The organism is Pseudomonas sp. DTU_2021_1001937_2_SI_NGA_ILE_001, assembly GCF_032463525.1.
Taxonomy (GTDB): Bacteria; Pseudomonadota; Gammaproteobacteria; order Pseudomonadales; family Pseudomonadaceae; genus Aquipseudomonas.
On the sequence record NZ_CP135971.1, the window covers coordinates 5,232,422 to 5,256,005 of the forward strand.

Annotated in this window: 27 protein-coding genes; 16 read left to right on the forward strand and 11 right to left on the reverse strand. The window is 63.8% G+C overall.

The genetic code is table 11. From position 1 onward, the window contains the following. Positions 1–79: 79 nt before the first annotated feature. The 3 genes from RRX38_RS22990 to RRX38_RS23000 all read right to left on the reverse strand — a co-directional run bounded on the left by RRX38_RS22990 (position 80) and on the right by RRX38_RS23000 (position 2,354). The gene (locus RRX38_RS22990; protein ID WP_315960784.1) at positions 80–1,015 is read right to left on the reverse strand and encodes a LysR family transcriptional regulator; all 936 of its coding nucleotides are present in this window, start codon (positions 1,013–1,015) and stop codon (positions 80–82) included. A 208-nt stretch (positions 1,016–1,223) separates the two neighbouring features. Further along, positions 1,224–1,844, reverse strand: coding sequence for a hypothetical protein (locus RRX38_RS22995; protein WP_315960785.1), 621 nt, complete (start codon positions 1,842–1,844; stop codon positions 1,224–1,226). A gap of 186 nt (positions 1,845–2,030) precedes the next feature. Beyond that, positions 2,031–2,354 carry a hypothetical protein gene (locus RRX38_RS23000; RefSeq protein WP_315960786.1) on the reverse strand — a complete coding sequence of 108 codons (324 nt, stop codon included), beginning with the start codon at positions 2,352–2,354 and terminating at the stop codon, positions 2,031–2,033. Positions 2,355–2,563: 209 nt separating this feature from the next. Between RRX38_RS23000 and RRX38_RS23005 the strand changes: the two genes are divergently transcribed. Beyond that, positions 2,564–2,800, forward strand: a complete 237-nt coding sequence (locus RRX38_RS23005) for a hypothetical protein (RefSeq protein ID WP_315960787.1) — start codon at positions 2,564–2,566, stop codon at positions 2,798–2,800. 280 nt (positions 2,801–3,080) lie between these two features. On the opposite strand, the gene gstA is transcribed toward RRX38_RS23005, so the two are convergent. Further along, on the reverse strand, positions 3,081–3,692 hold the full coding sequence (gene gstA / locus RRX38_RS23010; protein WP_315960789.1) for a glutathione transferase GstA: 612 nt from the start codon (positions 3,690–3,692) through the stop codon (positions 3,081–3,083). A 322-nt stretch (positions 3,693–4,014) separates the two neighbouring features. Next, positions 4,015–4,623, reverse strand: a complete 609-nt coding sequence (locus RRX38_RS23015; RefSeq protein ID WP_315960790.1) for a LysE family translocator — start codon at positions 4,621–4,623, stop codon at positions 4,015–4,017. A gap of 237 nt (positions 4,624–4,860) precedes the next feature. On the opposite strand from RRX38_RS23015, the gene RRX38_RS23020 reads away from it, so the two are divergent. Next, a complete protein-coding gene (locus RRX38_RS23020; protein WP_315960791.1) occupies positions 4,861–5,730 on the forward strand; it encodes a LysR substrate-binding domain-containing protein in 870 nt (289 codons plus the stop codon). Positions 5,731–6,201: 471 nt separating this feature from the next. After that, positions 6,202–6,669: a hypothetical protein gene (locus tag RRX38_RS23025; protein WP_315960792.1), complete on the forward strand. Its 468-nt coding sequence runs from the start codon at positions 6,202–6,204 to the stop codon at positions 6,667–6,669. Between the two features lie 332 nt (positions 6,670–7,001). Here RRX38_RS23025 and RRX38_RS23030 read toward each other — a convergent pair whose 3' ends face one another. Beyond that, complete coding sequence (locus tag RRX38_RS23030; protein ID WP_315960793.1) at positions 7,002–7,541, reverse strand: AAA family ATPase; 540 nt, start codon at positions 7,539–7,541, stop codon at positions 7,002–7,004. Next, positions 7,541–8,152: an alpha/beta fold hydrolase gene (locus tag RRX38_RS23035; RefSeq protein WP_315960794.1), complete on the reverse strand. Its 612-nt coding sequence runs from the start codon at positions 8,150–8,152 to the stop codon at positions 7,541–7,543. Before RRX38_RS23035 ends, RRX38_RS23030 begins: the two co-directional genes overlap by 1 nt. 138 nt (positions 8,153–8,290) lie before the next feature. On the opposite strand from RRX38_RS23035, the gene RRX38_RS23040 reads away from it, so the two are divergent. The 4 genes from RRX38_RS23040 (at position 8,291) to RRX38_RS23055 (ending at position 10,590) form a co-directional block, all read left to right on the forward strand. Beyond that, positions 8,291–9,001, forward strand: coding sequence for a YafY family protein (locus RRX38_RS23040; RefSeq protein WP_315960795.1), 711 nt, complete (start codon positions 8,291–8,293; stop codon positions 8,999–9,001). Positions 9,002–9,046: 45 nt separating this feature from the next. Then, positions 9,047–9,355, forward strand: coding sequence for a hypothetical protein (locus RRX38_RS23045; protein ID WP_315960796.1), 309 nt, complete (start codon positions 9,047–9,049; stop codon positions 9,353–9,355). A gap of 69 nt (positions 9,356–9,424) precedes the next feature. Beyond that, positions 9,425–9,940, forward strand: a complete 516-nt coding sequence (locus tag RRX38_RS23050; protein WP_295475688.1) for an AAA family ATPase — start codon at positions 9,425–9,427, stop codon at positions 9,938–9,940. A 26-nt stretch (positions 9,941–9,966) separates the two neighbouring features. Further along, complete coding sequence (locus tag RRX38_RS23055) at positions 9,967–10,590, forward strand: SMI1/KNR4 family protein (RefSeq protein ID WP_315960797.1); 624 nt, start codon at positions 9,967–9,969, stop codon at positions 10,588–10,590. 23 nt (positions 10,591–10,613) lie between these two features. Here the strand turns inward: RRX38_RS23055 and uraH are convergent, their stop codons facing one another. Further along, a complete protein-coding gene (gene uraH / locus RRX38_RS23060) occupies positions 10,614–11,024 on the reverse strand; it encodes a hydroxyisourate hydrolase (RefSeq protein ID WP_315960798.1) in 411 nt (136 codons plus the stop codon). A gap of 14 nt (positions 11,025–11,038) precedes the next feature. After that, a complete protein-coding gene (locus tag RRX38_RS23065; RefSeq protein WP_315960799.1) occupies positions 11,039–11,530 on the reverse strand; it encodes a heme-binding protein in 492 nt (163 codons plus the stop codon). Positions 11,531–11,677: 147 nt separating this feature from the next. Between RRX38_RS23065 and RRX38_RS23070 the strand changes: the two genes are divergently transcribed. Further along, entirely contained in the window at positions 11,678–12,349 is a 672-nt protein-coding gene (locus tag RRX38_RS23070; RefSeq protein ID WP_295475709.1) for a heavy metal response regulator transcription factor, read from the forward strand. After that, positions 12,346–13,713, forward strand: a complete 1,368-nt coding sequence (locus RRX38_RS23075; RefSeq protein WP_315960800.1) for a heavy metal sensor histidine kinase — start codon at positions 12,346–12,348, stop codon at positions 13,711–13,713. Before RRX38_RS23070 ends, RRX38_RS23075 begins: the two co-directional genes overlap by 4 nt. A gap of 15 nt (positions 13,714–13,728) precedes the next feature. Here RRX38_RS23075 and RRX38_RS23080 read toward each other — a convergent pair whose 3' ends face one another. Beyond that, on the reverse strand, positions 13,729–14,436 hold the full coding sequence (locus RRX38_RS23080; RefSeq protein ID WP_315960801.1) for a CPBP family intramembrane glutamic endopeptidase: 708 nt from the start codon (positions 14,434–14,436) through the stop codon (positions 13,729–13,731). A 158-nt stretch (positions 14,437–14,594) separates the two neighbouring features. Here RRX38_RS23080 and RRX38_RS23085 point away from each other — a divergent pair, with 158 nt between their 5' ends. The 4 genes from RRX38_RS23085 to RRX38_RS23100 all read left to right on the forward strand — a co-directional run bounded on the left by RRX38_RS23085 (position 14,595) and on the right by RRX38_RS23100 (position 17,047). Further along, the gene (locus tag RRX38_RS23085; protein WP_315960803.1) at positions 14,595–15,050 is read left to right on the forward strand and encodes an NUDIX hydrolase; all 456 of its coding nucleotides are present in this window, start codon (positions 14,595–14,597) and stop codon (positions 15,048–15,050) included. Next, on the forward strand, positions 15,035–15,559 hold the full coding sequence (locus tag RRX38_RS23090; protein ID WP_315960804.1) for an AAA family ATPase: 525 nt from the start codon (positions 15,035–15,037) through the stop codon (positions 15,557–15,559). Before RRX38_RS23085 ends, RRX38_RS23090 begins: the two co-directional genes overlap by 16 nt. Positions 15,560–15,800: 241 nt before the next feature. Then, a complete protein-coding gene (locus RRX38_RS23095) occupies positions 15,801–16,190 on the forward strand; it encodes a GFA family protein (RefSeq protein ID WP_315960805.1) in 390 nt (129 codons plus the stop codon). Between the two features lie 89 nt (positions 16,191–16,279). Then, on the forward strand, positions 16,280–17,047 hold the full coding sequence (locus RRX38_RS23100) for a hypothetical protein (protein ID WP_315960806.1): 768 nt from the start codon (positions 16,280–16,282) through the stop codon (positions 17,045–17,047). 57 nt (positions 17,048–17,104) lie between these two features. Here RRX38_RS23100 and RRX38_RS23105 read toward each other — a convergent pair whose 3' ends face one another. Then, positions 17,105–18,580: an efflux transporter outer membrane subunit gene (locus tag RRX38_RS23105; RefSeq protein ID WP_315960807.1), complete on the reverse strand. Its 1,476-nt coding sequence runs from the start codon at positions 18,578–18,580 to the stop codon at positions 17,105–17,107. 88 nt (positions 18,581–18,668) lie between these two features. Here RRX38_RS23105 and RRX38_RS23110 point away from each other — a divergent pair, with 88 nt between their 5' ends. From RRX38_RS23110 to RRX38_RS23120, 3 genes are all read left to right on the forward strand, one after another. Then, positions 18,669–19,286, forward strand: a complete 618-nt coding sequence (locus RRX38_RS23110; protein ID WP_315960808.1) for a TetR/AcrR family transcriptional regulator — start codon at positions 18,669–18,671, stop codon at positions 19,284–19,286. Between the two features lie 90 nt (positions 19,287–19,376). Then, positions 19,377–20,483, forward strand: a complete 1,107-nt coding sequence (locus RRX38_RS23115) for an efflux RND transporter periplasmic adaptor subunit (protein ID WP_315960809.1) — start codon at positions 19,377–19,379, stop codon at positions 20,481–20,483. Further along, complete coding sequence (locus RRX38_RS23120) at positions 20,480–23,572, forward strand: efflux RND transporter permease subunit (RefSeq protein ID WP_315960810.1); 3,093 nt, start codon at positions 20,480–20,482, stop codon at positions 23,570–23,572. The genes RRX38_RS23115 and RRX38_RS23120 overlap by 4 nt, the downstream gene beginning before the upstream one ends. Positions 23,573–23,584 lie beyond the last annotated feature (12 nt).

The window sequence follows — 23,584 nt, forward strand, 5'->3', positions numbered from 1 at the left end:
AACCCACGCATCTGCTGTGAACGTGACGCAGCCATCGCGAGCAAGCTCGCTCCAACGGTCTAACTGACCAATATTGGGTTTAAGGGGAGAACCAAGGAGCGCCGTGTGTGAACTTGCTTTCAATCCAGTTCTTGAAGGCTTGGGTTGTAGCAGGCATGAAGCGGGAAGATGGACGAACGAGGTAAACACCTCCCTCGCCACCATCAAGCCGCCAGTCAGACAGAACTCGCTTCAGTAGTCCTGCTTCTCGATCACGAGTCATCAACCACTCGCCGCCACCCAAGATACCAACACCAGCCCGTGCAGCGGCGAGTAGCGCTTCCCCATCATTCGATGTGAGAGCGCCCTGAACCGCCACCTTCTGGACACGCCCTTTCTTGAACAGCCGCCATTCAGGAAAGGATGAGAGACCACTGAATCGCAGGCAGCTGTGTTTAGCCAAATCAGCAGGTGTTTGAGGCTCTCCGAACTGTCTGAGGTATTCCGGGGAGGCGCAAAGAATGCGGCGGTGCTCCCACAGCTTTTTAGCAACAAGGCGGTTATCGCTTAACTCGCCAACCCGAATGGCGGCGTCATACCCCTCGGCAATTATGTCGACGAAGCGGTCACTGTAGTCGGCCACAACTGATACGCCTGGATTAGCCAGGAGAAACTCCGGCAACAGTGGCGCAAGCCAGAGGCGCCCCATCGCTGCTGGTAATGCAAGGCGCAGGACGCCCCTAACTTCCGAGGCCCCTTGTTTAGCTTCTTGTTGCGCATCCGCAACGCCTCTGAGGGCCTTTGCAAGGCGTTCCACTAACTGAGCTCCAACTTGTGTCATCCGGAGCTGGCGGGTTGATCGCTCAATAAGACGAATGCCGAGGCGCGCCTCCATGGCTGCCACGCGTCTTGATATTACCGATGGATCGCGCTGGAGCCGACGCCCGGCTGCAACAAAAGAGCCCTCCGCAGCGACCGCCATCAATGCAGTGATTTCATCACTGTGCTGGCTTTCTAGGAAAACGTCTAAGGACATGGCTGATTACCGGATAGGGCATTCCATGCAGTATGGAGAGACGACCTAGCGCCAGGCAATCCTGGCGATTCGCATTTCATTGATGCAACAGATGCAGCAATAGAGACAGAACCTCGCTATCGCTCAGTGGCCCGCTTATGGCCGCTAATTGTAGCCGGTAACGACAGGCAGCTATTGGTCGAAAACTGTCATTACCATCGTGCCCCCGTTAAGCCCCGATATCCCGCCGCGGCACCACACCCAATGCTTTCCTGGCCAAGAATATTGCCTTCCCCGAGACAAACACCCGGTACCGGGGATCATGAATACCGGCATAGGGAATTTCATCAGACCAACTCTGTATCCCGAGCGCGCTGAGGTCGTGTTCGAGGGCCACGGCATTGTCTCTGGACTTGAAAAAGCCAACGCAATGGTCATGACGCATGGCCGTGATGTGTTGGAAAAAGAACGTGCAGGCCTGCGACTCACTGCCTGAAACAAAAATCGGCTCTGAATCGCGACCGCGCTCCGTATAGCAGACCTGCCATTGCCCATCCTTATGGGCGAGATACCAGCCGTCTGACAGAACGCCACGGGAACCTATGGCATAAATGCCAGGGTTGCATCCTTCTTCGAAAAGGCGCTCTGCGAGCAGCTGTGTATTCATTGCATCCAAGACGTTGTCCTCGGCAGCATCAGCCTTGCCTGTGCCAGCGGTAATAACCACTGCCGCAGCATCATGATCTTTGTGCCGCAGAAAGGGCACCATTGCCAGTCTGTTTCGCAGGTCAACCTGCGCCAGTGTCGCGGCTTGCCCGGTGAACGGATCAAAATGAGGAGCAGTGGGCACTCGAGCGCCAGAAGGACGTGATCTGAGGGGAAGGTACGCTCATGAACACGAGAACGGGCAGAAGATGCCAGACTCGCCGGTGCCGTCTGCTGTTCCGTATGAGATTTGCTGAGCTCCCATCAAGCCAACAAGATCTGATGTTGGCAGGTAGCGCAGCGGGCTTGGCATGCATTGGTTTGAAAACGCCTAACGCTCGACCTCTTCGATCCGGCCACCGCAGGCTATGAATTTTTCATCGTAGTCGTCACGACAGTAATTGGACACCTGAGTGCGCGTGGGCTGTGGTGGGCAGGCGTTCGGTTCCATGGTGCATTGCTGCCTGAACATCGATAGAGAGTTGTAGAGATTGTCATAACTGGCCTGCCTGTCTCTAACGTCGCTTTCGCAGGCATTCACCTTTGCGTCGAGTTTGCGTAAGCAGTCCAGACCTTCTGAGGTTTGCGGGTCGATGTAGCGGTAGTGGGTGCAGGCACTCAGCAGTATCCCCAGCGACAGGGTGGTCAATCTCATCATCACTGTTTCGGCTTCATCCTATTCAAGCGTGTCAGTTCGACTTCAGCAGGGGAAGTCGGTTCAGCAAGGAGTGAGTCCAAGGGATTCGCTGCCGTCACCACAGCGCTCTGGCATCATGTCGAACGTCCGATTCAAGCTCTGTGGAGAACATGATGCTAACGGCATCACAGCTTGCGGCCTTGGCGCGGCAAGCCCCTGAAGATCTGATGTCCTGGTCGAGCTTTGTGGCGCAAACCGAGTTTGTCTGGCAAGACCCTGCGTGCGTCGCGGATACAGCAGGGTGGCGGACCCTCTGGTTCGAGATGGAAATCCTCAACGGGCTTGCATTAGCCGAGTGGGAAGAAGACGGCTCTGCGCGTGATTGGTCGTCGCGTTGGCGTGAAGGCTATGAGCAGGATGCGCGAGGTCTGGTTTCGCAGTTGCTTCCACTGCTGGCCGGGTAAATTGCCAGGCCTGGCGTTCATGAAAGTGGTCGATAAGGGAGTAATCAATATCCGCTGCCGAGCCACCTGAGTACGCCTGTTCTCTATCAGAAAAGCCGTTGCTGGTAGGCGGGCTTCAGCGGCTGATGCCCAGACGTTTTGAAAGAGCTATTCAGGCCACGAAAGGCTTCCCGGCTGAAGCCGGTCCCACCGGGAGCGTGTCGCCATTTGGGTACTGGCGCTGCGCGCGAAGGGCAGGGCTTTCTCACCCCGCGCTTCGCAATCATCGGCGCCGTCGCAATCAGACCGGCTGGGTCGCCGCTTCTGCCGCCATGGCTTCCTGCACGCTCGGGCGGGCCTTGACCCGTTCCACGAACGCCGCCAGTGCCGGCCAATCCTTCACATCGACGTTGAAGAACGGCAGCCAGTTCAGCACGGTGAACAGGTAGGCATCGGCCAGGCCGAAGCTGCCCAGTAGGTAGTCCTGCTGCGCCAGCTGCTGGTTGACGTACGCCAGGCGCTTGAACAGTTTCTCGCGGAAAATCGCCTTGGCCGCTTCCGGCAGTTCAGGGTTGAACAGCGGGCCGGCGCCACCATGGATCTCGGTGCTGATGAAGTTGAGCATTTCCTGCAGGCGGGTGCGCTCCCAGGTGCCGTTGGCTGGCGCCAGGCTGTTGCCGGGCACCTGGTCGGCCAGGTACTGGACAATGGCCGGGCCTTCGGTCAGCAACTGGCCGTTGTCCAGCAGCAGCGCCGCGACATAGCCCTTGGGGTTGATTTCGCGGAAGTCCCGGCCTTCCGAGGTGGCCTTGGTCTTGGTATTGACGCGGACCAGTTCGAACGGCAGGCCCAGCTCACGCAGCACGATGTGCGGGGAAAGGGAGCAGGCCATCGGGGCGAAGTACAGCTTCATGTGGATCTCCTTGCGGGCGGAAAACGTTGGGCTGTTACGGGTGAACGCTGCGCTAGCATCCACGACTTCGGAAACCTTTTGCAAAGGACTTGTCGGTGGTGAACGCCGATTTCATGTGCGGCGGCTTCAACCGCAAGCCTTTCAAGCCTGCTGAAAGGGCGGGTGTAAGACTTGGTTTTCGCTTTCAAGCGTGTCGGCAATAACCTTGATGCTTGGAGAGCGGATGACAATCTTTGTACGACAGGTCACCCAGCGAAGCCCAGAAAAAATTCGAACAGATGCCAGTGGTAATCCAAGTTTTGAAAGCCCATCGTTCAGCGAATCACCTCGGCACCACCAGACTCAACCCCAAGCCGATCAACGCTACGCCAATCACCCGGTCGATCACCCGCTGGCGAGCCAGCATGCGTTGGCGCAGGGCCTCGGCGGAGAAGAACAGGGCCACGAAGCTGAACCACACCCAGTGCGAGAACGACATGAACAGGCCGTAGGCGAAGTTGACCGCCAGGCTGTTGCTGACCTGCACCACCTGGCTGTAGGTGGCGACCACGAAGAGCATGGTCTTGGGGTTCAGGGCGTTGGTCAGAAAGCCCATCGCGAAGGCTTTGCCGGCCGATGGGTGGGGGCCGTTGGCGCTGCCCGGTTCCAGCGTCGAGCGGCTGGTCAATGATTTGTAGCCCAGGTAGATCAGGTAGGCCGCGCCCAAGGCTTTCATGGCCATGAACAGCGTCGGTGAACTGGTAATGATCAGCGCAATGCCCAGCACGGTGTAGAACACATGGACCTGCACCCCGCAAGCGATGCCGAAAGCGGCCATCAGGCCGCTGCCGCGTCCGTAGGCATAGCTGTTGCGGGTGACCATGGCGAAGTCGGGGCCTGGACTGATCACGGCCAGGATGGTGATGACGGCGACAGCAAGCAGTTCGGTCATGGGCGGGTTCCTGTGTGGCGGGCGCAGACGGGCATTTGTGTGAGGGATACGCACATAAGCGCAAGCCCGAGCGGCAGCAGGTTTGTCCAGGCGGAGCGGCTTGTTAGCCGGGTGACGGACTTCATAGTTCCCTCTAGTCAAATGTTCAGGTATAGATTTCTGCCGAAGGATGGCGATTTGTGCGCGCTCTGAAAAACGATTTATAGTCCGCCAAATCTGTGAGAAATCATCGCCTATATGAAGCTGCCAGCCCTTACGTCCTTCCAGTTCTTCAACGTCGCTGCGCAGACCCAGAGCTTCGTGCAGGCCGGGCGTCTGCTACATGTCACCCACGGCGCGGTCAGTCGTCAGGTGCGGGCCTTGGAAGACGCCATCGGCGTGGAGCTGTTCGAACGGCGTAACCGGGCGATTTTTCTCAACGACGCCGGGCGCGAGCTGTACAGCGTGACCCGGCCATTTTTCGAACAGCTGGAGGGCACCCTTTACCGCCTGCAACGCGAAACCCGCGAAGACGTGCTGGTGGTGTCCTGCGAACCGACCATCGCCATGAAATGGCTGATCCCGCGCCTGCCGGATTTCCACGCCGCGTATCCGCACCTGCAGGTGCAACTGCTCACCGCGGGCGGGCCCATCGACTTCGGGCGCTCCGGCGTGGACTTGGCGGTGCGCCGCGACGACTTCTACTGGGACGACTCGATCCACTGCGCGACCATCGGCGAGGAGTGGACCGGCCCGGTCTGCACGCCGGCGCTGTGGTCCGCCGGCCAGCCGCTCGACGGCATGCGCCTGCTGCACAGCAAGACCCGGCCCCTGGCGTGGGACAACTGGCTGCGCCTTGCTCAGGTTGCAGCGGCAGGCACCACGCGCCAGGAGTACGAGCATTTCTACCTGTGCATCCAGGCCGCAGCGGCAGGGCTGGGTGTCGGTATGGCGTCGCTGCTGATGGTTCACGGGGAGCTGGAGTCCGGGCAGTTGATCGCGCCGTTCGGCTTCATCCGCGACGGTTCGCGCTACTGCCTGCTGTCGCCCCGGCCGTTCGAGGAAAGCGCCAAATGCCGTGTGTTCCTGGAATGGATCAGTGGGCAGATGGCGCAGAGTGTGCGCTAGGTTCTGTACGAAAAGTCGGCGAGCGAAGGTCAGGCAAGGCGCAACGAGCAAAGCGAGTAACAGCCGTAGGCTGACCCGAAGGGCGAGCGCCAGCGAGTCAAAACAGGCGAGGAACGGTCGGAGTCGCGGGCGACTTTACTGGAGTAAATGAGCATTCCGACCGGGCTGGCGATCCAGCCTGTTTTTAACGCAGCATGGCCGAGCGCAGGCACTTTTCGTACAAAACCTACGGCGAGAGCAAGGCCGCGCCAGTCTGACCCTGCCCGCCATTTGCCACCCGTGGCAAGCCTATGCCGGTGAGGGACCTTTACCTGCAGCGTTGGCAAGGTGACCCGAACAGCCTGCCAAGGCCCGGTCTAGAAGGCTGGCTTCATATCCATCCGCCTCCGCAGCCTGGCGGGAACGGAATTTGCTGAACCCCTGCCCGAAGGTTTCAACCATGGACGTTGCCATCCGGCACAAGGAGTTCACGTGATCATCAGTTCCAGCTCGCTTTACACCAACCCGGCACTGGCCGCTAAACAGCAGGCCCCGGTCAAGGCGACCCCCACGCCGACCCAGGTCGCTGCACAAACCCAGGCAGAGACCACGCCGGTTGCCAAGCGTACGAGTGAAGACCTGCCGTTGCAGGCTTATGCCCTCCCGACCTGGACGACCGGGTTCTACAAGGTGCTTTCCGGCGGGGCTGAAGCGGATGCCTACAATGCCCGTTTCGACGCGGCGTCGGACACCGAACTGGCCGAGTACAGCGAGCGTCTCCAGCAGCATCTGCAAACCCTGTATGCGAACAATGGCCTGTCGGATTTGGGTGAGCGCTACAAGGCGATCACTTCGGTGCCGGGGTTGAACGAGCGCTTGAAGACGCAGTTCCACGAGTCCGTGCAGGGGGATGCGCGGTTGATGAAACTGATGAACAAGGTCGGCACCACCCTGGCTTGAGCCGCAATGCTGATCAGGGAGACCGGGTAGGAGCGGCTTTAGCCGCGAAACGACCGTATGTTCACGACAGATGCAGTGAATTTCCTGGCGCTTTCGCGGCTCAAGCCGCGAAACGACCGTGTGTTCACGACAGATGCAGTGAATTTCCTGGCGCTTTCGCGGCTAAAGCCGCTCCCACCTGGTTCTATGCCGCTTAAGCGAACAGTATTGGCTTGAGCCGCGATACTGATCAGTGAGACCGTTGGAGCTTGCTCGCGATAGCTGCGTCATGTTCACAGCAGATGCATGGGGTTTGCTGACCTGCTTGCGAGCAAGCTCCAACAAGGTCCGCATCAGGCTCCAGGCCAATCAGTCTCCAGCCAGGCTTCGATCATGGCCACGGCCTGCTGCGGTGACTGCAGCGCCGTGTCGATGCAGCGCGGCGTTTCAGCCCAGGGCTCGTACTCGTGGGCCTGCACAGATTGCCAGTCGGGCGGTGTCAGGCCCGCGATATCCGTAAGGCGGCTTTCCACTCGGCGCTGGTGTTCAGCGCGGTCCGAGCAGACCACCTGAATATCCAGTAATCGAGCGTTCGCATGGCGGGCCACCTCGCGCCAGGCCTGGCGGCTCTCGGCCACGGGGTTAACGCCGTCGGCGATGACCCTGTGGCCCAGCAGCAACTGGGTCGTGGCCAGTTCATGGGCGACCCGGTAGCCGCTGGTGCCGACATCGCCCGCCAGCACCCCGGCGTCGCGAATCGCCTGTTCGATGGTGTCTATGCGCAGGTACACCGCCCCAAGGGCCACTGCCAGTGCCTTGGCCACGGTGGTCTTGCCGGTACCCGGCAGGCCGCTGAAAACGATCAGCCAGGGTGGCGGGAGGACGGCGCTCATCACACGCTCAGGTGCTGGTCGATCAATCGCGCCACTGCCTGGGCATGGGTGAAGCCCAGGTCATGGCCGGCCTCGGCAAACACTTCCAGGCGGGCGCCGGGAATCAGCTCGGCCAGGCGTTGGCCGACCCGCAGCGGGCTGATCCGGTCTCTGCCGCCCCATACCAGCATCACCGGCATGCGCAGTTCGTGCAGGCGCGCGGAGAAGTCGGTGCGGTCGTCGAGAAACCAGCGCGGCAGGGTCGGAAAGTCGGCGGCGAACTCGTCACGCCAGTCCTCGCCGCCGAGTGCAGAAACATCCAGGCCGCCGGAGGTGACGCTCAGCACCAGGTGGCTGATCAGCTCTGGCCGTTGCAGCGCGACCTGCACCGCCACCACACCGCCCATGGATTGCGCGACCAACGCCGTGGGCCGGTCGATCTGCTCCAGAGCCAGACCGGCGAGGTCCTGCAGGCTGTTGATCGTGGTATTGCGCGGCACGTCGCCGAAGCCCGGCCAGCCCAACTGCTGGGTGGGCAACGGCGTGCGCAGGAAGTCGGCGGCAGGGCGCCAGAAGTGGGTATTGCCGGAAGCACCGGGCAGGAAGAGGATCTTTTCAGGGCAAAGCGACACGGCTCGGTTCCTTGAGTCGGAGGGCTCAACGCGGGTTGGCGGACGTTAACACACTGGGTATACAGCCGCAGGTCCAGCGTTCAAGCTAGCGCACCGCTACCCGCTCCACTCTGCTTCCATCTGCCTTGGGCCTTCACCATGCGTAAAGCCGATCGGCTGTTTCAATTGGTCAACCTGATACGTGCGCATCAGCCCATCACCGCCGAGCGCCTGGCGAGCCGGGTCGGTGTGTCGGTACGCTCGATCTACCGCTATATCGACGATTTGTCCGTCAGTGGCATTCCCATCTATGGCACCACCGGGGTGGGGTATGCACTGGATGCCGACTTCGAGCTGCCACCGTTGGCCTTGAACAGGCTGGAGTGGGACGCGCTGGTGCTTGGTGTGGAGATGCTGGCCGCCGCAGCCGACGCCGAACTGGGTGCGGCAGCGCGCGCCCTGTTGGGCAAGATCAGCGCGTCGGTGGTACGGCCACCCAACCCGGACAGCGCCGCGATCCGCGCGCTGGGCGAGATGTCGGGCCGCACACGCCTGCACCTGGCGGCACTGCGCAAGGCGATCGAACAGGCCCAGGCGCTGACCATCACGTACGCCCATGCCGACGGCGAGGTGTCTCGGCGTCTGGTCTATCCCCTTGGGCTGTTCTATTGGGGCGGCAAGTGGACGGTAGGCACCTGGTGCGAAGCCCGTGGCGCCTATCGGGACTTCCGGGTAGACCGTATCGCCGCCATCATTCCGGCTGAACAGGCGTTTGCGGACAATCCGGCCATCGACCTGCGTACCTACATGCGTTACCAGCAGGACCAGTGGGATTCTCGCGTCGGCACTGACAGTACGCTGTCAGTATGAGCCGTTGAACATGGGCACCTCGCAAACCAACCGAGGCTTTCCATCGTGTCGCATGCATCCCCTGTACTTGAACTGGCCATTTTCCAGGTGAAGGAAGATCACCTTGCCCAGGTGCCCGCGCTGCGCGCCGGCCTGCGCGAGACACTCAAGGCGTTTCCCGGCCTGATCGACTATCGCGGCTATTGCCCGATCAACGACGACCGGATCTTCGTCGACCTCGCGCTGTGGAGCTGTTTCGAGAACGCTCAGGCCGTCGCCCAGGCGTTCAATGACGGCGACCCGCGTTTCGCGGATTACATGGCCGCCATCGAGAGCCTGAGCTTCATGAGTCATTTCTCTCCCGAGCCGTGCTGAACCTCTGTTCCTGATTGCTTAAGCGTGCACGGACGGCCATGCTCTGTTTTCGATAACAGGAGGCGGATCATGGCTGAACCGGTACTTCATCTGTTGTGCGGCAAGATCGCCTCAGGCAAATCCACCCTGGCCAGTGCACTGGCGACCGAGCATTCGGCGGTCCGGCTGAGCGAGGATCACTGGCTGGCGCGTCTGTATCCGCAGCAGATCCGCTCGGTGGCCGATTACGTTGCGCACGCCCAACGCCTGCGTGAGGTGGTCGGGCCATTGGTGAGCGACCTGCTGAAAGCGGGTGTCAGCGTGGTGCTGGATTTTCCGGCCAACACGCCTGCCAACCGGCAGTGGTTGCGTGGCCTGGCCGATGCTGCGCAGGTGCCGCATCGCCTGCATTACCTGGAGGTGGACGATGCCACCTGCCGCCAGCGGCTGCACGCGCGCAATGCGCGTGGCGAACATGACTTCGCCGCCACCGATGCCGAGTTCGAGCTGATTACCCGCTATTTCTCTGCGCCCGCCGCGGACGAGGGGCTGGAGGTGATCGTGCACGGCAGTACTGAACCATTCGGTAGTCAGGCCACCCAATAGGACTTGAGCGTTCTTACGAGGTGAGCATGGCCCTATACCGTGGACTGATCCTGGACGACCCCCGTGAAGCCCCCAGCGAAGAAGCCATAGCACAGCTGGAAGCCAGGCTCGGCGCGCGGCTGCCGGATGACTATCGGCAGTACCTAGCCGCCTGCAACGCTGCCGAACAGGAATACGACGTGGTGGTGACCCTGGCCGATGGCGCGCAGGAGACCATGAGTTTTTCCCTGTTCGGCCTGGACCCGGACGAAGACTGGGAGTTCAACCCTCATGAGCTGGAGCAACTGCGTGAGGTGCCGGACTTTCCCGAGAGCGGCCTGCTGCCCATCGGCCGTGACGGCGGTTCCAGCCTGTTGCTGCTCGACCTGCGCGACGGTCGCCAGCAAGTGGCGGCCATGGTCGCCGGCCTACCGGCCTGGACCGGGCGACGCCAGAACGGCGACGAGTACGTGGTGCTGGCCGAGTCGTTCAACGATTATCTCGACCTGCTGCACATCGCTGACGCGTCCATCGAAAGCCATATCGAGCGGTTCATCATCAACCCCGACACCATCGACGCGACCCTGGATTGGCTCGACCAGGGCAGCCCCGGCTGGCGTGAGCGCTTTCGCGAACAGTGGAATGCACGGGTTACGCAGCGGCTGATCTGAATCCTGTGCCGCCGCTACGCCATTCAGTTACCGCGATAAGTGGAGTAGCCATACGGGCTGAGCAGCAGCGGAATGTGGTAGTGCGGCACGCTGCCGTCCACCTCGAAGATCACTGGCACCTCCGGGAAGAAGGTCTGGGTGTGGTGCTGCTGGAACCACTCGCCGGTCTTGAAGGTGACGCGGTAGGTGCCTTTCTCCAGCGCCTTGCCCTCCGGGTACAGCGCCGGAATGCGCCCCTGCTGGTTGGTGACGCCCTGGTTGAGCAGTTGCCAGTTCTGTCCGGTCTGTTTTTCCAGGGTCACGTTCACCGCAGCGGAGGGCAGGCCGTCCTGCAGGTTGAGCACATGGACGCTGAGCGGGTTGGTGTCGGCCAGGGCCAGGCTGGACAGGCCGCAGAGCAGGGCGCCGGCCAGCAGGGTTTGCAGTGCTTTCATGTTGATTCTCCGGGTCATTGAGGGGTGGGCATTACCTGAGCGATGGCCTTGAGTGCGCAGCCTTCGTCTTCGGCGGCGCCGCCTGAGCCGGCTACACCGAGCGCGCCGATCACCTGATCGCCAACCTTCAGCGGTACGCCACCGCCGAGCAGCAACAGTTCGCCCAGGGTGTTGAGGTTGGCGGCTTCGGGGTTGTTGCGCGCCCGTTCGGCCAGCAGGCGGGTCGGGGTCTTGGTCGACAGCGCGGTGTAGGCCTTGCGCTGCGCTGCCAGGGTGTTGTGCGGGCCGACGTTGTCGTCACGTTGCACCGCGACCAGGTTGCCGCCACGGTCGACCACCGCTGCCACGCCAGTGCGTCCTTCGGCATGACAGGCGGCCAGGGTGGCGTCGAGCAGGGCGTTGGCCAGCGGCAGGGTCACGTCCGGGCGGTTGGCCACGGGCGGCGCCGCGAAGGCGTTGGCGCCCAGCAGGGCGAGGGTGGAAAAGGCGAGTGTGCGAAGCGGCATGCCGGTCTCCTTGGGCAGGCTCTGTCGAGCGGATGCCGGCATGTTGCACAAGCCTGGATGTCAGACAGATTGCGTACGCATTACGAAGTTGTAATGCCGGTAGCAGGGCAAAACGCCTAGGCTATGCGCAACGATGGGAGGACACGCATGCGCATTCTGGTGGTTGAAGACGAGGCTAAGACCGCCGACTACCTGAGCAAGGGCCTGGGCGAGTCGGGCTATACCGTTCAGGTCGCCCGCAATGGCCTGGACGGCCAGCATTGGGTGCAGGAGTTCGACTTCGACCTGATCATTCTCGACGTGATGCTGCCCGGCCTGGATGGCTGGCAGCTGTTGCAGATCATTCGCCGCCGCTGCGCCACGCCGGTGTTGTTCCTGACCGCCCGCGACGCCGTGCAAGACCGGGTCAAGGGCCTGGAGCTGGGCGCCGATGACTACCTCATCAAGCCCTTTTCCTATGCCGAGCTGCTGGCGCGGGTGCGCACCTTGCTGCGTCGTGGGCCGCCACGGGAGACCGAGCACTTCCAGGTCGCCGACCTGCAGCTGGACCTGTTGCAGCGCAAGGTCAGCCGTGCGGGTGAACGCATCAACCTGACCAACAAGGAGTTCGCCTTGCTGCACTTGCTGCTCAGCCGTCAGGGCGAGGTGCTGTCGCGGGCGTTGATCGCCTCGCATGTGTGGCAGATGAACTTCGACAGCGACACCAACGTGGTGGACGTCGCCATTCGCCGCCTGCGGGCCAAGGTCGACGACCCGTACCAGCCTCGCCTGATCCATACCGTACGCGGCATGGGCTACAAGCTGGACCTGCAGCCATGAGGCTGTGGCCGCGCACCCTGAGCCTGCGCCTGGCGCTGCTGTTCGCCCTGTCCAGCGTCGCGCTGCTCGGCGCGGTGGCCAGCTACCTGTACCACTCGCTGGAAAAGGAGATCCGCTGGCGCGATGACCAGGCCCTGCTGGGGCGCCTGCAACACATGCAGGCGCTGCTCGACGACGCCGACAGCATCGAGACCCTGCGCGCCCGCCCACGCCTGTACCAGAACATGCTCGGCAACCGCGACAGCGTGCTGTGGATCGTCGATGGTCAGGGCCAGCGCCTGATCGAGGTCAATCCGGCGGGCCTTGCCCTGCCGAGCCTGGCGCCCGCCGCCGTGCCGCGCCTGGCCGATGCGCCGGCCAACCCGTCGCTGCGCCTGACCTGGCTCGACGTGCCGCGCGGTGGGCAGACACTGCGCCTCATCGCCGGTAAACGCAGCGACGAGCGCGAGCAGATGCTCGCCGCCTACCGCATGAAAGTCTGGATGGCACTGTCTGTGGCCGCCGTGCTGGCCTTTGTCATCGGCTGGCTGATCAGCCAGCGCAGTCTGCGCCCGGTGCGTGCGTTGGCGCGCCAGGCCGCGGGCATCGACGTGCGCAGCCTGCATGTGCGCCTTGATGGCTTTGGCCAGGTGGCCGAGCTGCAGGCCCTCAGCGAGTCACTGAACCAGATGCTGCTGCGCCTGGAGCAGGGCTTCATGCAACTGTCGCGGTTCTCCGAAGACCTGGCCCACGAGATGCGCACGCCCCTGAGCAACCTCATGGGCCAGACCCAGCAGGCCCTGGACCGCGAGCGCCCGGCGGCTGAATACCAGGACCTGCTGGTCTCCAACCTGGAGGAGTACGAGCGTCTGGCGCGGATGGTCGACAGCATGCTGCTGCTGGCCCGCTGCGAGCAGCCGCGCAGCCTGTTGCAGCGCCAGAGCGTGGATCTGCACGGGCTGGCGGAGCAGCTTTGCGATTACTTCGAGGGCATGGCCGAGGACCGCGACATTCAACTGCTCAACCACTGCCACGGCCAGTTGATCGCCGAACCTGCTCTGCTGCGTCGCGCGCTGGCCAACCTGCTGGCCAACGCCCTGCGCTACGCCGCACCGTCCAGCCCGGTGACCCTGGCCACGCACCTTGTGGGCAGCACCCTGGAGATCAGCGTACACAACCTGGGCGAGCCGATCGGCGCCCAGCACCTGCCGCACCTGTTCGAGCGCTTCTACCGCTGCGACCCCTCACGCCAGCAGCCTGACGACACCGGCGGCCTGGGCCTGGCCATCGTCCGCTCGATCATGCAGGCGCATGGCGGGCAGGTGCGCGTGGCCAGTGATGCGCAGGGGACGGTGTTTACCCTGGTGTTTGCGCTGAATGGTTAGCGCCAGAGCCGCGCATCACCCGAGTGGCGCGCCCAGCAGGCCGATGATCACGGCATGCGTGGCAATCGCCGGCACCGTGCCGTGTTTGAGGCGAACGAAGGCGCACAGAAGGCCTTCGATGAAGGTGAACAGCAGGATCGGCCAGCCGATGTCGGTGAGCACGAAGGCGAGGTAGGCATGGCAGGCGCTGAAGGCGACGGCGCTGCCCAGTGCTGCCTTGCAAAGGCCCATTTGCTGTTCCAGAGATCCTTGCAGCATGCCGCGAAACAGCACTTCCTCCAGGGCATTGCCGCCCAGTGCCAGTAGCGCGAAACCCGCCAGCCAGGTCAACGAGCCGACCTCCAGCCCCAGATACAGCCGCAAGGGCAGGCCCATGACGCAGCCTGCGGCAATGCCCATTACGATGCCACCCAGGCGAGGCCCCTTGAAGCCGACTACTGACCGCCAGTATTCCGGGAGCAACCGCGCCAACAGCGCGATCACGCCCAGAGAAGCCAGGCCCAGCGCTGCCAGTACCCCAGGATCGTGATGAAAACGCAGCGGTTCGGCACCGCCGAGCGACCATAAGCCACTGGGGGTCATCAGGTCGCGGGTGAACATGAAGGCGATGATCAGGACCAGCAGGCGATGACTGGTCTGCGTACGTGGCGTCAGAGCCAGCCACGCCGTGAACAGAGCGAGGGCCGGGATAAGGCGTCCGAAGTAAACCAGCAAGGCGTCCATGCGCGAGGCTCGTTCGTGAGTGAGGGCGGCGAGTGTAGCAGGGGGGGGAATGCGGCGGTGTTGAGGGGTAGCGCTTCATAGCCAACACACAAGAAAAAGCGCCATGCAGTCTTCTGTCGAGTATCCTGCGCGGCCATTCAAGGATGAGGTGTTTAGCCATGCGTGAAAGACAATCGGCGCGGCTGCTGGTGGCTAATCCGGCCAACGAGGTGCTGCTGTTTCACTTCCGCCACACCGACGATGCACTGGCCGGGCAGAGCCATTGGGCCACGCCGGGTGGTGGTTTGGAGGTGGGTGAGAGCTTCGAAGCGGCGGCCATTCGCGAGCTGTTCGAGGAAACCGGTATCCGCGTCGACAGCGTTGAGGCGCCGGTAGGGTTCAGGCGGTTTCCGATGATGCTGCCCAGTGGCGAGCAGGTGATTTCGGTCGAGCGGTATTACCTTGTGCGGGTGACGGACAAGACGCTGTGCCGTGACGGTTGGACCCCGCATGAGCAGCAGGTGATGGCCGAGCATCGCTGGTGGTCGGTGTCAGAACTGCGTGCCACGGCGGAGCAGGTGTGGCCGGAAACCCTGATCCAGATGCTTGAGGCAGCGTCATGCAACGTATCGTGATTCTGGGTAACGCTGGCAGCGGCAAGTCGACCCTGGCCCGCCGCTTGGGCAAGCGGCTTGGTTTGCCGGTGGTGCATCTCGATAGGTTGTTCTGGGCACCAGGCTGGGTCGAGCCGGATGCGCTTGAGTTTCGCCAGCGGGTCGGTGAGGCGGTGGCTGGCCAGGTCTGGATCTGCGAAGGCAACTATGCACGCCGAACCTTCGACCTGCGCCTGCCGCGTGCCGAACTGATCATCTGGCTGGATACCCCACGTCTGACCTGCCTGCTGCGAGTTATCCTGCGCAGCGTGCTGAATCGGCCGCGTGCCGACCTGCCGGCCGGTTGTCTTGAGAAGCTGGACAAAACCTTTCTCGAATTCCTCAAATTCGTCTGGTGCTTTGAGCGTGACTACCGGCCTGGCATCGAGTCGATGCGTTTGGCGATCGGCCCGCAGGTGCCTGTCATACATTTGCGCAGTGCTGCGCAAGTCAACGCATGGTTGAGTACATGGGGACTACCGAACAGTTAGACGCACTTCGGCTCGGTATTGGCTTTAGCCGCAATACTGTTCGGTTAGACCGGGTAGGAGCGGCTTCAGCCGCGAAGCGAGCGCCTGTTCACAGCAGACGCAGTGAATTTCCTGGCGCTTTCGCGGCTAAAGCCGCTCCCACCGGGCCGCATGCCGCTTAAGCGAACAGTATTGGCTGTAGCCGCGAAGGGGCCGGCTGCAGTGCCAAGGCTTTTCATTCGTCATTCAGGAGCAAGGTCCGGTGAACGACCACTATCAAGGCAGTTGCCTTTGCCAGTCGATCCGCTATGAGTTACTCAGCTCGCCCAGGGCCGTCAGCCACTGCCACTGCGGGCAGTGCCGCAAGGGCCACGGTGCGATGTTCGCCAGTTATGGCAGCGTACCGCGTGAGGCCTTGCGCATCGTCGTGGGGATGGAAAACCTCACTGCCTTCGACTCATCGCCGACGGTGCGCCGCGCGTTCTGCTCGCGCTGCGGTTCGACGCTGTTCTGGTCGCGCACCGAGGGTGAGTTCGCTGACTGGGTGTCTGTCGCATTGGGCACCCTGGATACGCCGTTCACGCCGGCCAAGCAGAAGCATGTGTACGTCCCCGAAGGGCAGCCCTGGTATCTGGAAGCGCCGCACGACTGAACGTCTGCTCGTCAGGAATGTGAAGAGGCAAGCAAATACAGCGGCAACACGTTAGGCTCATGGCTTTGCGAGCCTGGACCTGCCGTGTCATGACTGCCTTCTACCTCAAGCTGTTCATCACTCCCGCGCTGATGTGGGCGATTTCCTCGGCTTCGCGGCGCTGGGGTACGCAGCTCGGCGGACTGTTGTCCGGCCTGCCGGTGACCTCCGCGCTGGTGATGCTGTTTCTCAGTCTGGAGCAGGGCAGCGCCTTCGTGGCCCGGGCGGTGCCCGGTGCACTGGCCGGGCTGGCGGCGATCCAGGCGACCTATCTGTTCTATTTCCTGGTCACGCGTCGGGTGCCGGCGCTGCTCGGTTGCCTGGCGGGGCTGGGTTTCTATGCGCTCACGGCCTGGGCGATCAGCCGCCTGGGCGGTGTGGCGCTGCCGGTGCTGATCACCTTGCTGCTGGTGACGGCCATTGTCATCGTCACCGCTCGGCAGCCCGCGCCACCTGCGGCATCCGGCCCGGTGGTGCTGCCACGCTGGGTCATCCCGATGCGCATGCTGGCCGCCACCGGCCTGCTGCTGGCAATCACCGCCAGCGCCGAATGGCTCGGACCGACCGCCAGCGGCCTGGTGGCGCCGATTCCGGTGATTGCCTGGCCGCTGATGGTCTTCGCCCATGTTCAGGGTGGTCGACATGAACTGGCCGCCGTGGTGCGCGGCAACGCCATTGGCGCCGTGGGGGTGGTGGGCTTCTACCTGATGCTGGCGCACGGTGTACCGGTCTGGGGGGCGCTGCCGTCGATCGGCGTGGCGGTGTTGCTGGCGGTGGCGGTGACCTTCACGCTGGCCAGGTGGCTCAACCGTCGTTGAGCCGGCGAGGGGACGCTCGGCTTGCCGTTGGCGGCAAGCCAGGTCCGCAGGAGCAAGTCAGGGCCGGGTGGTGCTCGCCAACTGGTCATCCATCGATGCCGGGGCGTCCCAGCCACCTCCCAGGGCCCGGAATGAGGCGATGGCCGCCTGGGCGGCTTCGGTCTGCGCCTGGGCGCGGGCGTCGGCTGTGCGCAATAGCGTCTGGTCGGCGTTGAGCACTTCGATCAGGCTGGCGGTGCCGCTCTGCCAGGCCTGGAAAGTCGCCTGCCGGGCGCGGCTCAAGGCGTGTTCGCCGTCGCTCAGGGTCAGTGCCTGGGCTTCGCGATTGACCAGCGCCGAGAAGGCATTCTCGACGTCTTCACTGGCGCGCAGCACGGTCTGCCGGTAGCTGGCCAGGGCCTCGGCTTCCGCTCCCCTGGCCTGGTCGATCTGCGCATTGATGCGCGCGAAGTCAAACAGCCGCCAGCGCAGGCCCAGTGTGGCGGACGCCTGACTGGCGCCGTTGCTGAACAGATGACCGGCCGACACCGAGGTGGCGCTGCCGAGCAATGCGCCCAGCGACAGCTTGGGGTAGTACTCGCTCAGTGCGGCGCCAATGCGCGCGTTGGCTGCCTGCAGGCGGCGCTCTGCCACGATGATGTCGGGACGGCGGCGCAACAGCTCGGCCGGACTGCCTGTGGCGGCCAGCGCGGGGGGCACGGGAATGGCTGCGCCGTCGGCGAGGTCACGGCGGTGAGTACCCGGCGGGCTGGCCAGCAGCACATCAAGGGCATTCAGGGCCGTGTCCAGGCCATTCAGCAAGGCCGGTATCCTGGCCCTGGCTTCGGCCAGCTCGCCTTCGCTCTGGTGCACCTGGTACTCGGCTGCCAGGCCCTGGGCGTGCAGCAGCCTGACCTTTTCCAGCAGCGAGGCCCGGGTTTCGGCCTGCTGGTGGGCAATCCTTAGGCGTGCCTGCAGGCCACGCACCACCATGTACAGGTCGGCAGTCTGCGCGACGATGGCCAAGCGCGTGGCGGCGACGCCGGCAGCCGAGGCCTGGTACTCGGCCACTGCGGCTTCGCGGTCGCGACGCAGGCCGCCGAACAGGTCCATTTCCCATCCGGCTTCGAGGTTGAGCGCATAAGCATTACCATAGCGATCATAGCCCGGTGTACGGTCAAGCACCTGGCCCAGGGGCGTTTCTACCGACTGGTAGGCGCGTGCGGCCTGGCCGTCCACATTGGCCGACGGGAGCAGTGCCGCGTTGGCGGCGCCGACGGCCGCGCGGGCCTGTGCCAGGCGCGCCCGGGCCTGGACCAGGTCGAGGTTCTGCGCCAGCGCCTGATCCACCAGGGCATCAAGGCGACGGTCGCCAAAGCCTTTCCACCAGGTGTCCAGGGCTGCCGGCGTGCTGGCCGTGCGCCGGTCCACGGCGTCCTGGCCGAGGTAGCGCTGTACCAGAGGGGCGTCGGGTCGGTGATAGTCGGGGCCGACCGTGCAGCCGGCCGCCAGGCCTGCGCCCAGCGCCAAGGCCAGCAAACGAAAGGGAGGCATGAGGTTTCTCTTTGACTGAATGAATAGTGACCATATTATATTTTGGTCACAAGCTGTCAATCAGCTCACTACGGAGTTTCGCAACAGCATGAACGAGCATGTCAGTTCTCCTTCGCCCGAGCGCGGTCCCTCCGAGCATGGCGTGCGCGAGCAGGTCATCGAGGCGGCGACCCGTTACTTTGGCCACTACGGCTATGAAAAGACCACGGTCTCGGACCTGGCCAAGGCCATCGGTTTTTCCAAGGCCTACATCTACAAGTTCTTCGATTCCAAGCAGGCCATCGGCGGGGTGATCTGCAGCAACCGCCTGGCGATGATCATGCAGGTCGTGGATGCCGCGATAGCCGATGCCCCCACCGCCTCGGAGCGTCTAAGACGGCTGTTTCGCTCGATTACCGAGGCAGGCAGCGAGCTGTTTTTCCATGACCGGAAGCTCTATGACATCGCAGCGGTGGCCTCTCGCGAGCAGTGGCCTTCGGTGCAGGGGCATGAACAGCGCATTCGCGGGCTGATCCAGCAGATCCTCCTGGAAGGGCGTGAAAGTGGCGAGTTCGAGCGCAAGACGCCGCTGGATGAAACCACCAATGCCATCTACCTGGTCATGCGTCCGTATGTCAGCCCGGCGCAGTTGCAATACAACCTCGACTCGGCGCCAGAGGCTGCGGTGCAGTTATCGGCGCTGATCCTGCGCAGCCTTGCACCTTGAGGTCGTGCGTTTAAAAGTTCTGTGACCATTGACAGAATTGGTCACTAATCTAAAAATGGGGTCCTCCGTATTGCTTTCGAGTAGGACCCCATGCGCCTTCCGCTTGCCACTTTCGCCGTTTGCCTGTTGCCCCTCGCCCTGGCGGGCTGTGGCGACTCTTCTGTCAGCCGTGACCCACGCACTGCACCGCCCTTGGTGAGAACCGCAGCGGTCGGCAGTTTCACCGACGTCGGTCGGTCTTTCACCGGGGTGGTGGTTGCCCGCACGCAGAGTGACCTGGGCTTCCGGGTCGCTGGCAAGGTGCTGGAACGACTGGTGGACACCGGACAGAGCGTACGCCGTGGCCAGCCCCTGGCGCGTCTGGATCCCATCGACCTGCAATTGCAGGCGCGTGCCCAGCAGGAGGCGGTCGCCTCGGCTCAGGCCCGCGCTCGGCAGACCGCCGACGACGAAGCGCGCTACCGCGGCCTGGTGGCCGCCGGCGCGGTGTCTGCCTCAGCCTACGATCAGATCAAGGCCGCCGCTGATGCAGCGCGGGCCCAGTTGAGTGCCGCCCAGGCCCAGGCCGACGTGGCGCGCAACGCCAGTGGTTATGCGGTGCTGCTGGCCGACGCCGACGGCGTGGTGATGGACACCCTGGCCGAGCCGGGCCAGGTGGTCGCGGCGGGGCAGCCGGTGATCCGCCTGGCCCGCGCCGGGCAGCGCGAGGCGCTGGTGCACCTGCCCGAGACGCTGCGCCCCGCACCGGACTCTGGCGCCCAGGCGCGCCTCTATGGCCAGCCAGGCCAGGCCGTGATGGCGCGATTGCGCTTGCTCTCGGATGCCGCCGACAGCGCGACGCGCACGTTCGAGGCCCGCTATGTGCTCGACGGCCCGCTGGCCAATGCCCCCCTGGGCGCCACGGTCAGCCTGGATATCGTCGCCGACAGCCCGGCGGTAGAGCTGCTGCAGGTGCCCATCGCAGCCTTGCATGACCCCGGCCAGGGGCCGGGCGTGTGGGTCGTGACAGGCGACCCGGCCAAGGTCAGCTGGCGTCCGGTGCAGGTGCTCGGGCTGGGTGACGAGACGGCGCGGGTCAGTGGCGCGCTGAAGGTCGGCGAGTCGGTGGTGGCGCTGGGTGCGCATTTGCTGCGCGAAGGCGAAGAGGTGCGTCTGGCAGCGGTCCAGACGCTCAGCGTCGCCGAGGGTCGGCCATGAGCGACGGACGTTTCAACCTGTCGGCGCTGGCGGTGCGCGAGCGCTCGATCACCCTGTTTCTCATCGTGCTGATCGGCGTGGCCGGCGTGCTGGCCTTCTTCAAGCTCGGGCGCGCTGAAGATCCACCCTTCACGGTCAAGCAACTCACGGTGATCAGCGCCTGGCCTGGGGCCACCGCGCAGCAGATGCAGGATCTGGTGGCCGAACCGCTGGAAAAGCGCCTGCAAGAGCTGAAGTGGTACGACCGTAGCGAAACCTACACCCGGGCCGGGCTGGCCTTCACCATGCTATCGCTGCTCGACAAGACGCCACCGGGCGAGGTGCAGGAGCAGTTCTACCAGGCGCGCAAGAAGCTCGGCGACGAAGCCCGCAACCTGCCGGCCGGGGTCATCGGGCCGATGATCAACGACGAGTTTGCCGACGTGACCTTCGCGCTGTTCGCCCTCAAGGCCCAGGGCGAGCCGCAACGTCAGCTGGTGCGCGAGGCGGAAGCCCTGCGCCAGCGGCTGCTGCATGTGCCCGGGGTCAAGAAGGTCAACATCATCGGCGAACAGGCCGAGCGCATCTTCGTGTCGTTTGCCCATGATCGCCTGGCCACGTTGGGCGTGGCACCGCAGGACATCTTCGCCGCCCTCAACGGGCAGAACGCCCTGACCCCGGCCGGTTCCATCGAAACCCAGGGGCCGCAGGTGGTGCTGCGTCTGGACGGGGCCTTCGATCAGTTGGCGCAGATCCGCAATACGCCGATCAATGTGCGTGGGCGTACCCTGAAACTCGCCGACCTAGCCAGCGTCGAGCGCGGCTATGAAGACCCGGCGACCTTTAGGGTGCGCAATGGCGGCGAGCCGGCGCTGCTGCTTGGTGTGGTGATGCGCGAAGGCTGGAACGGCCTGGCCCTGGGCAAGGCGCTGGAGACCGAAAGCACGGCAATCAACGCCGAGCTGCCGCTGGGCATGAGCCTGAGCAAGGTCACCGACCAGGCGGTGAACATCAGCTCGGCGGTCGACGAGTTCATGATCAAGTTCTTCGTCGCCCTGCTGGTGGTGATGCTGGTGTGCTTCCTCAGCATGGGCTGGCGCGTAGGCGTGGTGGTGGCGGCCGCCGTGCCGCTGACCCTGGCCATGGTCTTCGTGGTGATGGCCGCCACCGGCAAGAACTTCGACCGCATCACCCTGGGGTCGCTGATTCTCGCCCTGGGCCTGCTGGTGGACGACGCCATCATCGCCATCGAGATGATGGTGGTGAAGATGGAGGAGGGCTATGACCGCCTGCGTGCCTCGGCCTATGCCTGGAGCCACACCGCCGCACCGATGCTGTCGGGGACCCTGGTCACCGCCGTGGGCTTCCTGCCCAACGGTTTCGCCCAGTCGACCGCCGGCGAGTACACCAGCAACATGTTCTGGATTGTCGGCATCGCGCTGATCGCCTCCTGGCTGGTGGCGGTGGCCTTCACCCCGTACCTGGGGGTCAAGCTGCTGCCGGACATCGCCAGGGTCGAGGGTGGACATGCCGCCATTTATGACACCCCGCGCTACAACCGTTTCCGCCGGGTGCTGACGAAGGTCATTGCGCGCAAGTGGCTGGTCGCCGGGGCGGTGCTGGGCCTCTTCGTGACCGCCGTGCTGGGCATGGGCGCGGTGAAAAAGCAGTTCTTTCCGACCTCCGACCGCCCCGAGGTGCTGGTGGATATCCAGTTGCCCTATGGCAGCTCCATCGAGAAGACCCAGGCCGCCGCCATCAAGGTCGAGGCCTGGCTGCGCGAGCAGCAGGAGGCGCAGATCGTCACCACCTACATCGGCCAGGGTCCGCCGCGCTTTTTCCTGGCCATGGCGCCGGAACTGCCCGACCCGTCGTTTGCCAAGATCGTGGTGCTGACCTCCGGCGAGCAGGCCCGCGAAGTGCTCAAGCAGCGCTTGCGCCAGGCGGTGGCCGAAGGCCTGGCCCCCGAGGCGCGGGTGCGCGTCGCGCAACTGGTGTTCGGCCCGTACTCACCGTACCCGGTGGCCTATCGGGTGATGGGGCCGGACCCGATGCGCCTGCGCGAGATCGCCAGCCAGGTGCAGGACCTGCTGCTGGCCAGCCCGATGATGCGCACCGTCAACATGGATTGGGGGCCGCGCGTGCCGACCCTGCACTTCAGCCTCGATCAGGACCGCCTGCAGGCGGTGGGCCTGAGCTCCGCCGAGGTGGCGCAGCAGCTGCAGTTCCTGTTGTCCGGCGTGCCGATCACCGCGGTGCGCGAAGACATTCGTTCGGTGCAGGTGACCGGGCGTGCCGCCGGCGACGTGCGTCTGGACCCGGCGAGGATCGCTGACTTCACCCTGGCCGGCGCGAACGGCCAGCGCATCCCGCTGGCCCAGGTCGGTGAGGTCGAGGTGCGCATGGAAGACCCGTTGCTGCGCCGTCGCGACCGCACGCCGACCCTGACGGTGCGCGGTGACATCGACGAAGCCTTGCAGCCGCCGGATGTCTCCGCTGCGCTGTGGAAAGACCTGCAACCGCTGATCGCGCGCCTGCCGGTCGGCTACCGCATCGAGATGGCCGGCTCCATCGAAGAGTCGGGCAAGGCCAGCCAGGCGATCCTGCCGCTGCTGCCGATCATGATCGCGGTGACCCTGCTGATCATCATCCTCCAGGTGCGCTCGATCTCGGCCATGGTCATGGTGTTCCTCACCTCGCCGCTGGGGTTGATCGGTGTGGTGCCGGTGCTGCTGCTGTTCCAGCAGCCCTTCGGTATCAATGCGCTGGTCGGGCTGATCGCCCTGTCGGGGATTCTGATGCGCAACACCCTGATCCTGATCGGCCAGATTCACCAGAACCAACACGACGGCCTGGATCCCTTCAAGGCGGTCATCGAGGCCACGGTGCAGCGCGCCCGGCCGGTATTGCTCACCGCGCTGGCAGCGATCCTGGCGTTCATCCCGCTGACCCATTCGGTGTTCTGGGGAACCCTGGCCTACACCCTGATCGGCGGCACCCTGGTGGGAACGGCGATGACCCTGGTGTTCCTGCCGGCGATGTACGCGATCTGGTTTCGCATCCGCCCACAGGGTGAACGCGGCCAAGACAAACAGGTTCGAGTTGAGTGACGACGAGGAAAT